General features: G+C 49.7%; 10 protein-coding genes. 1 reads left to right on the plus strand and 9 read right to left on the minus strand.

Annotated features, from left to right (window positions below; genetic code table 11):
* From I2I11_RS12475 to I2I11_RS12485, 3 genes are all read right to left on the minus strand, one after another.
* The coding region (locus I2I11_RS12475) for a HAMP domain-containing protein (RefSeq protein WP_196268055.1) at positions 1-2,611 on the minus strand (2,611 nt) is incomplete at its 3' end.
* A gap of 152 nt (positions 2,612-2,763) precedes the next feature.
* The gene (locus I2I11_RS12480; protein ID WP_196268056.1) at positions 2,764-3,510 is read right to left on the minus strand and encodes a ParA family protein; all 747 of its coding nucleotides are present in this window, start codon (positions 3,508-3,510) and stop codon (positions 2,764-2,766) included.
* Positions 3,511-3,632: 122 nt separating this feature from the next.
* On the minus strand, positions 3,633-4,139 hold the full coding sequence (locus I2I11_RS12485; protein WP_196268057.1) for a SixA phosphatase family protein: 507 nt from the start codon (positions 4,137-4,139) through the stop codon (positions 3,633-3,635).
* A gap of 164 nt (positions 4,140-4,303) precedes the next feature.
* Between I2I11_RS12485 and topA the strand changes: the two genes are divergently transcribed.
* A complete protein-coding gene (gene topA / locus I2I11_RS12490) occupies positions 4,304-6,739 on the plus strand; it encodes a type I DNA topoisomerase (protein WP_196268058.1) in 2,436 nt (811 codons plus the stop codon).
* Between the two features lie 465 nt (positions 6,740-7,204).
* Here topA and hemA read toward each other — a convergent pair whose 3' ends face one another.
* The 6 genes from hemA to I2I11_RS12520 all read right to left on the minus strand — a co-directional run bounded on the left by hemA (position 7,205) and on the right by I2I11_RS12520 (position 13,653).
* Positions 7,205-8,467 carry a glutamyl-tRNA reductase gene (gene hemA / locus I2I11_RS12495; RefSeq protein WP_196268059.1) on the minus strand — a complete coding sequence of 421 codons (1,263 nt, stop codon included), beginning with the start codon at positions 8,465-8,467 and terminating at the stop codon, positions 7,205-7,207.
* A 319-nt stretch (positions 8,468-8,786) separates the two neighbouring features.
* Positions 8,787-9,848, minus strand: coding sequence for a response regulator (locus I2I11_RS12500; protein ID WP_196268060.1), 1,062 nt, complete (start codon positions 9,846-9,848; stop codon positions 8,787-8,789).
* Entirely contained in the window at positions 9,845-11,077 is a 1,233-nt protein-coding gene (locus I2I11_RS12505) for an ATP-binding response regulator (RefSeq protein WP_196268061.1), read from the minus strand. The genes I2I11_RS12500 and I2I11_RS12505 overlap by 4 nt, the downstream gene beginning before the upstream one ends.
* Positions 11,078-11,096: 19 nt before the next feature.
* Positions 11,097-11,498: a hypothetical protein gene (locus tag I2I11_RS12510; RefSeq protein ID WP_196268062.1), complete on the minus strand. Its 402-nt coding sequence runs from the start codon at positions 11,496-11,498 to the stop codon at positions 11,097-11,099.
* Between the two features lie 188 nt (positions 11,499-11,686).
* Positions 11,687-12,130: a response regulator gene (locus tag I2I11_RS12515; RefSeq protein WP_196268063.1), complete on the minus strand. Its 444-nt coding sequence runs from the start codon at positions 12,128-12,130 to the stop codon at positions 11,687-11,689.
* A gap of 11 nt (positions 12,131-12,141) precedes the next feature.
* The gene (locus tag I2I11_RS12520) at positions 12,142-13,653 is read right to left on the minus strand and encodes a sensor histidine kinase (RefSeq protein WP_196268064.1); all 1,512 of its coding nucleotides are present in this window, start codon (positions 13,651-13,653) and stop codon (positions 12,142-12,144) included.
* Positions 13,654-13,884 lie beyond the last annotated feature (231 nt).

A 13,884-nucleotide genomic window follows, 5' to 3' on the forward strand; every position in this document is an offset into this window, starting at 1 on the left:
CCATCTGGTTGAGGTTCTCCTTCAGGTCGAGAATCTCCCCTCTTGCCTCTACCGTAATTTTCTGCGTCAGGTCGCCTCTTGATACGGCTGTTGAAACTTTAGCGATGTCCCGTACCTGTGAGGTCAGGTTATTCGCCATCGTATTTACGTTGTCAGTCAGTTCTTTCCAGGTACCACCCACATTTGGCACCGCTGCCTGTCCTCCGAGCTTTCCTTCTGTGCCTACTTCACGGGCCACACGCGTTACCTCATCGGCAAAAATGTTGAGCGAGTCCACCATCTGGTTGAGGTTCTCCTTCAGGTCGAGAATCTCCCCTCTTGCCTCTACCGTAATTTTCTGCGTCAGGTCGCCTTTGGCTACGGCGGTGGCTACTTTGGCTATACCGCGCACCTGGCCTGTCAGGTTGCTGGCCATCGTATTTACATTGTCGGTCAGCTCTTTCCATACGCCGCCTACATTTGGCACATTGGCCTGTCCGCCCAGTCTGCCTTCCGTACCTACTTCCAAGGCCACGCGCGTTACTTCGCCGGCAAATATATTCAGGGAATCAACCATGCGGTTGATGTTCTCCTTCAGTTCACCCAGCTCGCCTTTCACATCCACCGATACTTTCTGCGTCAGATTACCTTTGGCTACGGCAGTGGCGACATCTGCAATGTCCCGCACTTGGCTGGTCAGGTTGCTGGCCATGGTGTTCACGTTGTCTGTCAGGTCTTTCCAAACCCCGCCCACATTCGGCACCGATGCCTGACCCCCGAGCTTGCCTTCTGTTCCTACCTCACGGGCCACTCTGGTTACCTCGTCTGCAAAGATGTTCAGCGAGTCCACCATCTGGTTCACATTCACCTTCAGCTCGGCCAGCTCACCTTTCACATTCACTGTAATCTTCTGGCTCAGGTCACCTTTTGCTACAGCAGTGGCGACATTGGCAATGTCCCGCACCTGGCTTGTCAGGTTGCTGGCCATGTAGTTTACATTGTCGGTCAGCTCTTTCCAGATACCAGCTACGTTCGGCACATTGGCCTGGCCGCCCAGTATGCCTTCGGTGCCCACCTCACGTGCCACACGCGTTACTTCCGCGCCAAACACATTGAGCCTGTCCACCATCTCATTTAGTATGTCTTTCAGATCGCCCAGCTCACCTTTCACGTCCACCGATACTTTCTGCGTCAAATCGCCTTTGGCAACCGCAGTAGCTACATCTGCAATATCCCGCACCTGACTTGTCAGATTGCTGGTCATCAGGTTCACGTTGTCAGTCAGTTCCTTCCAGGTACCTTCCACTTTTGGCACATTGGCCTGACCACCCAGCTTACCCTCCGTTCCTACTTCGCGGGCCACCCTGGTTACTTCGCCGGCAAAAACGTTGAGCGAGTCCACCATCTGGTTGATGATGTCCTTCAACTCGGCTATTTCACCTTTCACATTTACTGTAATCTTTTGTGTCAGGTCGCCTTTCGCCACAGCAGTAGCTACGTTGGCAATGTCGCGCATCTGCGAGGTCAGATTGCTGGCCATCGTGTTCACGTTATCAGTGAGGTCTTTCCACACCCCGCCTACGTTCGGCACCCTTGCCTGACCTCCGAGCTTGCCTTCGGTACCCACCTCACGGGCCACGCGCGTTACCTCATCGGCAAAAATGTTGAGCGAATCCACCATCTGGTTGATATTTTCCTTCAGCTGCGCAAACTCACCCCTTACGTCTACCGATACTTTCTGCGTCAGGTCGCCTTTCGCTACAGCAGTAGCGACGTTGGAGATATCCCGCATCTGGCTTGTCAGGTTACTGGCCATGGTGTTCACGTTATCAGTGAGGTCTTTCCATACCCCTGCTACGTTCGGCACCGATGCCTGCCCGCCCAACTTGCCTTCGGTACCCACCTCCAGCGCCACGCGCGTTACTTCGCCGGCAAACAGGTTCAGGTTATCGATGGTGCGGTTGATGGTTTCGGCCATGACCTTGAAATCGCCCGAAACCGGAATCTGGAATGTTTCATCCAGGTTGCCACGTGAGATATTTTTCAACACCTTGCCCACCTCGAGTACCGGCACCGCGATCGAATCAACAAGGCCGTTGATGTTGTTGATCATATCTTTCCAGAAGCCCGAAGCGTTCTCGGCAGAAGCCCTGGCCTTCAGGTTTCCCTCTACACCGGCTACCTTCGAGATACGCGATACTTCACCGCCCACACCGCCAATCATCTCCACCATGGAATTGTAAGCTTCGGCAATCTCCGCAAAAATGTCGTTGTTCTGCTTGGTCAGGCGCACAGAAATGTCCCCTTTCTTGAAGGCATCTAGGGCGTACAATACTTTGTTCAGCTGTTCGCTGATGTATGCCGGGCTTTGCGGCAAAACCTGCTTCCGGCCGGACTCCTGTGTGCCCGCTGCTGCAGCTCCATCTTTCACGGCAGCAGATTTCTTACCTATTGCTTCTTTAGAGTTGCCATTGCCGTTTACTGCAAGCGGTGCCGCGGCATCGGTAACAGCGGTTGTAGCGGCGGGCTGACCCTCCTGCTTTGCCATGGAGGCAGGCTTGTTGTTTTTATCGGCTTCCACATCACTGATGAGCTTGTCTTTGCTCAACTTCAAGTTTTTACCTAAGGCCATATATGTTCGATTGAGTTGGGTCTTACAATCCTGCGTTACAAGTATAAGCACTCCTTTCGTGGGGCGCCGCGAGCCTGAGCAGGCAATAAATCAGTGCAATTTAATCAATTTTCTCCGATGCTTAAAATTGCTTTTGCAACATTTGCTGCAGATCAGGATTCAACAAATTCTTCGGCCAGCGCTTTGTAGTCTTTTGCCCCATTTGAGGCTGGTTCATAGTCGAGCACACTCTTGCCGAAAGAAGGAGCTTCGGCCAGTTTTACATTGAGGCGAATGTAGCTTCTGAAGATTTTTTCCTTCACGTTTTCCTGCAGGTATTCCAGCACTTCCTGGCTTAATTTGCGGCGCACATCAAACATTACTACTACAATGCCTTTTATTTTCAGTTTAGGATTAAAGGCCTTGCGCACCTTCTGCACAGTACGCATTATCTGGTCGAGGCCCTGGAGGGTCAGCACCTCCATCTGCAAGGGTATCAACACCTCCTGCGCTGCCGTAAGCGCATTCAGGGTTAGCACGGATAAGGATGGCGGACAATCAATGAGGATATAATCGAAGCCTTTTACCTGTGCGAGTATCTTTTTCAGAAACAATTCCCGCTCCGGCTGCTGCACCAGCGAAATTTCAATGTCTACCAGTTCGTTAGAGCCCGGGGCAATCCAGAGTCCGTCTTTCTCAACAATGATGTCCTGTATACTTTTACTGCCCAGAAAAACCTCTGCCAGCGTATTGTCCGGATCGGAAGCTGCTAAAGAGTAAGACAAGTTACTTTGCGGATCCAAATCCAGCAGCAGCACTTTGTGGCCCAGCTTGCTCAGGGCGCTGCCCAGGTTGATGGTCGTAGTGGTTTTGCCAGTGCCGCCCTTCTGGTTAATAACAGCAACAGTGATTGTTTTCATAAAAAGCTTCTGAGGCGAATGCAGGTATAAAGTTGGTTAAACACTAAATTACACAAAAATAGCAGAACCTTTGCTATCAAAAAAGAAGGCATTACTTTAGGATAGATTGGTAGCGCAGGCACTCAAGCCTCAAACCTGCTGTTCTCCGCAATATTGTCGCTGCTCAGGGTGCCGGTGGTAGTATGTATATCCTGCCACGAAGCCAGGTCCATGCTAATCGCCACAACGGTGGCAGGCTCCAGGTAACTGATATATTTTTCGCTCAGGCTGCGGGCCAGGCGCGTAATGCCGGGGTTGTGGGCCACCAGCAAGGCCGTGTTTACCTGCTCCGGCAGGGCTGCCAGGCAACGAAGCAGCTGCGTTTCCCGTGCATTATATAAATCCGGATCGTAGCTGATCTGCTCTTCATCAAAGTATAAACGGGAGGCCAGGATGCGGGCAGTGGCGCTGGCGCGCTGGGCAGGACTTGCTAGCAGGGCGTCTACTTTCCGGAATTTATCACGTATCCATTGGCCAGTGCGCAGGGCCTGCTGATGGCCATGCGGCGTCAAGGCCCGCTCAAAATCGGGTTGTAAAGGATAAGGGTCTGCTGTTTCGGCGTGGCGGCAGAGGAGTACAGTTTTTTGCATATAAATAGTAAGATGTCCGTATAGCGCAATAAAAATTACTGTAGCTGAACTACTGGTTCATTTATTCGTGTTAAACCTATGTTATACGAACGAGGTTGTAATTGTTAGAAAAATTATTGGAACTTTGGGCAAACTTTGACCCCACCTGCCTGTAAAATTAAAGGATGATAAAAAACTTAATAATAGTAGAGTCGCCTGCCAAGGCCAAAACAATAGAAGGTTATTTAGGAAAAGACTTTGTGGTGAAATCGAGTTTTGGCCATGTGCGCGATTTGCCGAAAGGCAATAATGCTATTGACGTGGCGCACGGTTTTAAACCTACTTATGTTGTTTCGGAGGACAAGAAAGAGGTGGTGGCGCAGTTGCGCAAGCTGGCCAAAGAAGCCGAAACCATCTGGCTTGCTTCGGACGATGACCGCGAAGGGGAAGCCATTTCCTGGCACCTGACTGAAGCGCTGAACCTGAATGACAAGCAGACACGCCGCATCGTTTTCCGGGAAATTACCAAAAGCGCTATCCTTAACGCCATCAGCACGCCGCGCGGCATCGACATGGACCTGGTAAATGCACAGCAGGCACGCCGCATTCTGGATCGCCTCGTGGGCTTCGAGTTATCGCCGGTGTTGTGGAAAAAGATAAAAACAGGCCTTTCAGCCGGGCGTGTGCAGTCGGTGGCGGTGCGCCTGGTAGTGGAGCGCGAGCGCGAGATCGAGCGCCACAAAGCGACAGCCTCCTTCCGCATCACTGCTAATTTCGATGTGCAGGGACGTACGCTGGAGGCCGAGTTGCCTACCAAGTATAAAACCGAAGAAGAAGCCCAAGCTTTTTTACAGCAATGCATCGGCGCGGGCTATACTATCGAGAACCTCGAACAGAAGCCGCTGAAGCGCACGCCTGCCCCGCCGTTTACCACATCCACGCTGCAGCAGGAAGCCAGCCGCAAGTTATACTTTTCCGTGGCCCAGACCATGACGGTAGCGCAGCGCCTGTACGAGGCAGGTAAAATATCATACATGCGTACCGACTCCGTTAACCTGTCGGAAGAGGCGATACAAGGAGCGAGCCGTGAAATTCAGACTTCTTTTGGCGAGCGTTTTGTGAAGACACGCCGCTTCAAGACCAAGTCGGCTTCGGCGCAGGAGGCACACGAGGCCATCCGCCCCACCGATTTCTCCAGGATGGCAGCCAGTGACGACCGCAACGAGCAGCGCCTGTACGAGCTTATCTGGAAGCGCGCCATCGCCTCACAAATGGCTGACGCCGAGATTGAGAAAACAACGGTTACCATCGGTATTTCTACCCAGCCGGAGCAAAAGCTGCAGGCCACGGGCGAGGTCATCAAGTTTGAAGGTTTCCTGAAAGTATACATCGAATCCAAGGATGATGAGGAAGACGGCGATGACGAAAATGTGAAAGGGATGCTGCCGCCGCTGAGTATAGGGCAAAGTATAAAACTGCGCCAGATGCTGGCGACGCAACGCTATACCAGGCCAGCCGCCCGCTACACCGAAGCCAGCCTGGTGAAGAAGCTGGAGGAAATGGGCATCGGCCGTCCGTCTACCTACGCGCCGACTATTTCGACTATACAAAAACGCGGCTATGTAGAAAAAGACAACCGCGAAGGCAAAGAAAGGCCATACCAGGTGCTCACACTGAAGAACGATGCTATTTCTTCTGAAACAAAAACAGAAATTACGGGCGCAGAAAAAGCCAAGTTGTTCCCGACCGATATGGCCATGGTGGTGAATGACTTTCTGATCGAGCACTTTCCGAACGTGATCGACTACTCGTTTACGGCGCGCGTGGAGGCAGAATTTGATGAGATTGCCCAGGGGCAGAAAGTATGGGAAGACATGCTGGATAATTTCTATGGAAAATTTCATGAGAAGATAGAATCAAGCGAAAGTATAAACAGAGCCGATGTGTCTGGGGCACGTGTACTGGGTACAGATCCGGCAACAGGCAAAACTGTGCTGGCAAAGCTCGGGCGCTACGGTCCTTTTGTGCAGTTAGGCGAGGAAAATACTGAAACGGGCGAGAAACCCATTTATGCCAGCCTGCGCAAAGGCCAGTTTATCGAAAGCCTGGGCCTGGAAGAAGCGATGGATTTGTTTAAGCTGCCGCGCATTGTAGGCATGTACGAAGACAAGGAAATGATTGCCGCTATCGGCAGGTTCGGTCCTTATATCCGGCATGAGGGCAAATTTTACTCGCTGCCTAAAACGCTGGACCCGATGACGCTGACAGCCGAGGAAGCGATAGAACTTATCAATGCCAAGCGCAAGGCAGATGCAGAGAAGTTAATCAAAAGCTTCCCTGAAAATCCGGATGTGCAGGTACTGAACGGCCGCTACGGGCCCTACATTGTAGCTGGCAAAAAGAACGTGAAGATCCCCAAAGGCAAAGAGCCGGAGGAACTCACCCTGCAAGAGTGCCTGGATTTAGCAGAAGCGACGCCTGAGAAAAAAGGCCGCGGCGGTTTTAAAAAGAAAGCAGAACCAGCTGCGGAGAAAAAGCCCGCCGCCAAAACCAAGGCAGCGCCAAAAGCTAAAGCAGCCGCAAAAAAAGCACCGCCGAAAAAGAAAACAGCCAGTAAGTAACAGGAGCCAAGTAGCAGGACGTTAGACATAAGCTTTTTATGTTGATTTATGCCTGACAGCCAGAGTCTTATACTTGATCATAAGGCACTTGAGCCATATTCTTTTTCCCGTCTAATTACTCAAATAGCAAAAGAGCAAGCCACTCTGTAGAGTGGCTTGCTCTTTTGCTATTATCCCGTTTTGGCACGATTAGAAGAACATTATTGCTATACTAAAGGCATCGCTTGTAAACTGGTTATACTCAGCCAGCGGTAGCGGTATAAGCTTTTATTGTAGCTTTATAAGTTTTTGTTCAGCTATGCTTAATTTAGGATAACAACAGCACCTTGTAACTTAAAGTATAAACTTGCTAGAGTCGAAGTATCACACTGCAGCCAATGGTGGCAATACTTTATCTTCTGCTATTAAAACAACAGCATGCAGTACTGGGAAATAATAGTCTTATTCTTTTTTATTGCCGCCATACTACGCCATTTCTTTTTCCAGGTCGAACAAAGCGCTCAGGCCTTCCAGCAATGCCTCCGACTCACCGCGCTGACAGGCGGCCTTTAGCTCCAGAGCCGGCATTTTTACTATTTTGTTCAGAATATTTTTTGTGATAGCCTCCACCAGTTCCTTCTCTTCAGCACCGAGCTTTTTTAGATGCCGTGCAATTTCCTGCTGCCGGATTTGCTCCAGGCGGTTTTTGAACTGCTGTATAGCCGGCGACATGGCCATCTCCCGCGTCCAGTTCTGAAATTCGGCCACCGCCTCTGCCATAATCTGCTGCACCTGCGGAATAGCAGCCAGCCGCATCTCCAGCGCCTCGGTTGTGCGGCCGCGAATGGTGTCGATGTTGTAAACGCTGGTACCGGGCAACTGCTCCAGTTCGCTGTCGATGCTGCGCGGCATGGAGAGATCTATGAAAAATTTTGGTACCTGCAGGCCCTGCTTCTCCAACTCCTGCCTGCTGATAAAAAAGCAATCGCCAGGCACAGAGCATATTACGACATCCGCCAGTTTTATCTCCTCCCATACATTTTCCCAGTAAGCCGCTTTTGCGCTGCTTTTCTGTGCCAGTTCCAGCGCCTTGCGGTGCGTGCGGTTTACGATGGTAATATTATCTATACTTGATTTCCGGAAGTTGTCGCACACATTAGCGCCGATTTCGCCCACACCGATCATGAGCACGCGCGGGTTCAGCAGATGATTTGTAAGTTCTTCCACCAGTTCCACCGTGGCATACGACACAGACGCTGCGCCATCGCGGAAAGCTGTTTCGTTGGCCACTCTTTTGTTGGCATAAAAGACAGTATGCAGCAGCCGGTGCAAAAAAGTCCCGGCCATACCTGCATCCGCCGACCATTGGTAAGCGTTTTTCACCTGGTTCATGATTTGCATATCGCCCACCACCTGCGACTCCAGCCCCAGCGCCACCCGGAAAAGATGCTGCACCGCTTCCTCATGATTGGTAATATGCCGGAAGTATGGCTGTATGCGTTTAGTGGCAATAAATCCCTTTTCGATAGCAAGCAGTTTTACAATTTCGCGCGAGAGGTCTTTCCCGGAAGTATAGTATACTTCGGTGCGGTTACAGGTAGAAAGCACCAGCACATCCTGCGCTTCCGTAAACTCCCGGATCTTGTCCAGCAGGTTTTTACAGGCTATCTCGTTCAGGGCCACTTCTTCGCGAATGGCTATCGGAGCGTTTTTATAGGATAAGGTAAGCGCTTTAAACTGGTTTTGCATCTTTTACGGGTTACTTTCCAATGCAAATTTCAGCAAATATGCTGGCAGAAAACATGATAATTGTCAGTTTAGAGGAGGAGAAATGTCAGTCTTGGGTCCAACCACTCTCAATCCCTCCTTATCTAAGGCGGGGAGCCTGCCTTTGCCAGCATAAAGTATAAATACTATAGTTATTTCTTTCTCTCCACAAAAGGGAAAAAAGCCATAAATACACTTAATAAATAGTATGCCTCAGTAGTAAACTCCCCTCCTTAGACAAGGAGGGGTTGGGGGTGGTTGGATTGCCGGTACTACGAAGCACACCTCCGACAAATCACTATTAATTCCGCATCCGTTTGAGCTTCTCCAGGTTCAGGATCGTGATTTTACTGCCGTGGCTGTCGATGAGTTTTTCATCTTTAAAGTCGGCCAGGGTGCGGATTACGGTTTCTTTGGAGGCGCCCACGATGCTGGCCAGATCTTCCCTCGAAATAACAACCTGCAACACATCCTGCTGTTCCTGTTTATACTGTTTCTCTACAAAAAGCAGCGCCTCGGCCACCCGTTTGCGCACCGAGTTGTAGGCCAGCCGCAGCAGGCGTTCCTCTCTTTCGGCTAGGTTATCCGACAGGATTTTGATGAATTTACTGGCCACCAAACGGTTGTTGTGCAGCAGCAGGAAAAAGTCTTCTTTGGAGATAGTATAAATATCCGAATCCTCCATCACCATCGCCGATTCGCGGTAGGCTTTTTCCTCAATCAGATCAAGGTAGCCGATAAAGTCGCCGTCTTTGTACAGGTTGGTGATATACTCGCGGCCCTCTTCATTCGATTTATAGGTTTTTACTTTGCCTTTGTTCAGGAAGTATAACGCGTTGGGGTAGTTGCCTTCTAAAAACAGCGGCTGTTTCTTTCTAAAATGCTGTAGCTTTTGCTTGTCATATGTCAGCTGGCTGAGGTTCTCCTGCCCTTTGGCCTCTTGTATAAATTCGTTCAGACTTTCCGCATTTTTCTGGAATCCTGCTTTCAAAGCTTCATTTTTCCGCAGGCGCATCTCCACCGCATCCAGCAGTTCCAGGTCGTCAAATGGTTTGATCAGGTAATCATCCGCGCCCAGGTTCATGCCTTTCCGGAAGTCTTCCTTCTCCGACTTGGCCGTTAAAAATATAAAGGGAATGCCGGCTGTTGCCGGGTTGCTGCCGAGCAGGTGCAGCACACCGTAGCCATCCAGTTGGGGCATCATGATGTCGCAGATAATCAGATCGGGCAATTCTTTTTTAGCCAGTTCTACACCTGCTTTGCCATTTGCCGCTTCCAGTATATTATAGTTAGCCAGCGCAAGAATTTCGGCAATATTTTCGCGGATTTCCTGATTGTCTTCTATCAGCAGTATCTTTTTCATGAATTAGCGATTAGCGGAAAAACAATGGTGAAGGTAGTGCCTTTGTCCAGTTCACTTTGGTAGCTGAGCGTGCCCTCCATAATATCTACATACTTTTTTACGATGTTGAGCCCAAGCCCCGTGCCCTGGATATTGGTTACGTTCTGGGCCCGGAAAAAGGGCGTAAACAGGTGCGTTTTATCGGCATCCGGAATGCCAATGCCCTCGTCCTGCACCGTTATTCTGATGGCCTCATCGGTTGTTTCGGTGGTAAAGTATATGTTTCTGTCCTCGCCCGAATACTTGCTGGCGTTAGAGAGCAGGTTAAACAGAATATTTTTGAGCAACTGCCTGTCGAGGGTAATGATGGCTTTGTCGCGGTAGTTTTTGTAGTGGATGCGCTGGCCCGTTTTAAGGAAGCCCTGCATTTCGTCTGCCACTTCCGCTGAAAAAGCTACCAGGTCAAACTCTGAAGGCACGTTGTAAATCTTGCCCTCCTCGATGCGGCTGATGGACAGAAAATCGTTCAGAATGCTGGTCAGGTTGCTTACGGCAGATTTTATCCGGTCTACGTGCTTTTGCCGTTTGTCATCATCCTCGGTGGATTTATACTTGCCGATGAGCGAGGCGGAAGATAAAACGGTGCTGAGCGGCGTACGGAACTCATGCGAGGCTATGGTGACGAAGCGCGATTTGAGTTCGTGCAGTTCTTTCTCTTTCTGCAGAGCCTTGCGCACTTCCTGTTCGGCCTCGTACAGGCTCTTGTTGGTTTGCTCCAGTTTGCGGATGGCGGCACCCAATTCCTGTGTGCGCTCCTTTACGCGCTGCTCCAGTTCAGTATTCAGCCGCTGAATTACGGCCAGGCTTTTGGCATGTTCTATACTATAGCGGATGGAGCGCTCCAGTTCGTTGGGGCTGATGGTACCTTTTACAATGTAGTCTAATGCACCGGCACGCATCGCTTTTTCGTCTGTTTCGCGGTCGCTTTGACCGGTGAGCAGAATAAAAGGCGCCATAGAACCCTTTTTCACCGCCTCCTGGATCAACTCCAATCCATCATGCGCCCCCAGGCGGTAATCTACCAGGTATACATCGTGCCGCTTTTGTTCGATTTGCGCCAGCGCCTCCCTAAAAGAACCCGCCCACTCAAGCAGGTAATGGCGACCTGGTATATCCTCTATAATATCCCGGGTGATGATGTAATCGTCCTCGTCATCATCAACCAGCAGTATGCGGATTTTATCTTGCATATGTAGGCTGTTTTCAACACTACCATAAATATCCTCTAAAACTGCCCCATATAAGAACAGCTATAAAACCTAAAAATGAGATAGTATTGATTTTTGCTGTTCGGTTTATAACGGTATTTCTAAAGTTCCCTCTTTCAGTATCACCTAGGACTAACTTATTAACAAAGTATATAAAAAGGATTAAAAAAGCCGCCTCAACACTTAATATTAGTATATGTACGATAGCTGTACTAACTAAACCAGTTAAATCTGTTCGCGGCAAATTGTTCTTCCATATAAAGCTATTTGGGATAATTCCACCATTAATATAAACGTCCAAATACAGCAGAAACCAAAAGGATACAATTTGATATATTACATTATAAATAATATAGAAAATATATTTAGCAATTCTTTTTACTGGATGCAATCTGTTCGCCATGTACATTCTAACTTAACTACTCTGCTTTTTCGGATTGGCAATACAGGAGAGCATGTATAGCTTTGCCATTTGAAAACCGGTATCATTTATACTCCAAGTTAAAAACCTGAAGTATGAAAATGTTCAGAACGCATTTCCTATACTTCTATCTTATGTCTTGTGTCTTGCTTCAAAAGTCCAGCGTCTAACTAAAGCTTTGGCAATTCTACAATCTCGAACCAGTATTTACTCAGTGTTTTCATCACATCTACCAGGGAAGCAAACGTAACCGGCTTGGTAATAAAAGAGCTTACGCCCAGATCGTAGGTGCGGAGAATATCTTCTTCGGCTTTGGAAGTAGTTAGTACCACCACCGGAATCAGGCGCAGGTGCTCGTCCTGCTTTATTTCCTTCAGCGCTTCGCGGCCGTCTTTTTTGGGCATGTTCAGGTCCAGCAGAATAAGGCCCGGCGTAGGATACAGTGCCTTATCGGCAAACCGGCCCTGGTGGTGCAGGTAATCCATCAGTTCCTCCCCGTTTTCCACGAAATGAATGTTGTTTTTCAGGCGGCTTTCCTCCAGCGCATCCTTTACCAGCATCCGGTCTTCGGCGTCGTCGTCGGCAATAAGTATAACTATCGTTTTTTTGGACATTGTTCTTTGGTCTATTCCTGTGGGTGTTTAAGTGCAAGCGTAATGATGAAACGGGTGCCTACGCCCGGCTGGCTGCTGGCAGTGATATCACCGCCGTGCCGGATAGCGATTTTGCGGCAAACAGCGAGGCCGATGCCGGAACCTGCATACTTCTGCCCCTCTAGCCGCTGAAAAATATTGAAGATGCGGTCCAGGTATTTCTCATCGAAGCCGATGCCGTTATCTTCTATATAAATCTCCGTTACCTCGTCGCCGGGGGTGGCGGTGAGGTGTGCCCGGCGCTGCAGGTTTTTGGCATAAATGTTTATGATGGGGCTCTCATCAGGCTTCCGGAATTTCATGGCATTGCTTAGCAGGTTTTGGAACAGCTGCCGGATTTGGGTTGGTTCAGCCTCAATTTCGGGTAGGGGCGAGCGAATTATCTCGGCTCCTGTCTGCTCAACAGTAACCTCCAGGTCAGAAATCACCTCCGACAGAATGTCATCCAGTTTCACCTTTACAAAGGGCTTCGACTTAGCCGTTACCCGCGAAAAGCCAAGCAAATCATTAATCAGGTTCTGCATGCGCGAGGCGGCATTCAGCATCCGGTCTACGTAGTCCTTGCCCTGCTCGCTCAGGTTATCATACTCTTTGGTCAGCAGCCTGTCGCCAAAAGCCTGTATTTTGCGAAGTGGCTCCTGCAGGTCATGCGACGAGACATACGCAAAGTCCTGCAGTTCGCGGTTGCTGCGCTCCAGCTCCGCGGCGTAACGGCGCAACCGCTCCTCATCCAGCTTTTGCTTCGTAATATCGTGCACAAAACCTGTGTATACTTTGCGATCAGAGAGTTGCACTTCGCTGATGCTCAGGTAAAAAGGGAAAACGCTGCCATCCTTCCGCATTCCTGTCACTTCCCTGCCAATACCAATAATCCGTTTCTCCCCTGTCTCTTCGTAATGGCGTATATACCCGTCGTGACGGCTGCTGTCCGGTCCCGGCATCAGCATGTTGATGCTCTTGCCCAGCAGTTCCTCGGCATCATAATCAAACAGCCTGGCAGCCGAAGGATTTATCATTTCCATAATACCACGGTTATTGATGGTAATGATGCCGTCTACTGCCGCCTGAATGATAGAGTTAATCTTGTTTTCGCTTTCGCGCAGGGCCGCTTCTGTTTTTTTGAGCTCCGTGATGTCGTGCACGATGCCGGTAAAAATCAGCTTATCCGGCAGTTCTACCTCACTTATACTTAGCAGGAACGGGAAAACGGTGCCGTCTTTCTTTTTGCCGAGGACTTCCCGGCCTTTCCCGATGATCTGCGCTTCGCCGGTGCGAAGATAGTTTGCAAGGTACTGATCATGGCGGCTGCGGTCGGGCTCGGGCATCAGCATGCTGATGTTATGCCCGATAACTTCTTCCGCCTCGTAGCCGAATATTTTTGCTGCCGCCGGATTCATAGTCTCGACAATTCCACGGGTGTCAATGGTAATAATCCCATCAATAGCCGTGTCGATGATAGCCTTCAGCCGCGACTTGTTTTCCATAGCATTCACTGGAGTTTCTAAATTAGCTTTCCGTAAAAATAGGTACTTCTGGAAAGAATTACCAACGCTGCGGCTACAGGTTGCCGGATAATGATAATTGTCATTATCCGGAGTGCCGGAAATCATAAGCGAAACTACCGGGAAAGGCTAATTTTACAGGCTCAAACAACCACTTAGGCTGGCAGTTTGAACCTTTGCGCTGATATTTTATTGCCTGACAAAGAAAGACTC

Origin of the sequence: Pontibacter rufus (genome assembly GCF_015694705.1) — a bacterium.
GTDB lineage: Bacteria > Bacteroidota > Bacteroidia > Cytophagales > Hymenobacteraceae > Pontibacter > Pontibacter rufus.

Bases quoted from the DNA above. Each gene is read 5' to 3' on its own strand.
- I2I11_RS12480 (WP_196268056.1), bottom strand. From the start codon at position 3,510: ATGAAAACAATCACTGTTGCTGTTATTAACCAGAAGGGCGGCACTGGC.
- I2I11_RS12485 (WP_196268057.1), bottom strand. From the start codon at position 4,139: ATGCAAAAAACTGTACTCCTCTGCCGCCACGCCGAAACAGCAGACCCT.
- topA (WP_196268058.1), top strand. From the start codon at position 4,304: ATGATAAAAAACTTAATAATAGTAGAGTCGCCTGCCAAGGCCAAAACA.
- hemA (WP_196268059.1), bottom strand. From the start codon at position 8,467: ATGCAAAACCAGTTTAAAGCGCTTACCTTATCCTATAAAAACGCTCCG.
- I2I11_RS12500 (WP_196268060.1), bottom strand. From the start codon at position 9,848: ATGAAAAAGATACTGCTGATAGAAGACAATCAGGAAATCCGCGAAAAT.
- I2I11_RS12505 (WP_196268061.1), bottom strand. From the start codon at position 11,077: ATGCAAGATAAAATCCGCATACTGCTGGTTGATGATGACGAGGACGAT.
- I2I11_RS12510 (WP_196268062.1), bottom strand. From the start codon at position 11,498: ATGGCGAACAGATTGCATCCAGTAAAAAGAATTGCTAAATATATTTTC.
- I2I11_RS12515 (WP_196268063.1), bottom strand. From the start codon at position 12,130: ATGTCCAAAAAAACGATAGTTATACTTATTGCCGACGACGACGCCGAA.
- I2I11_RS12520 (WP_196268064.1), bottom strand. From the start codon at position 13,653: ATGGAAAACAAGTCGCGGCTGAAGGCTATCATCGACACGGCTATTGAT.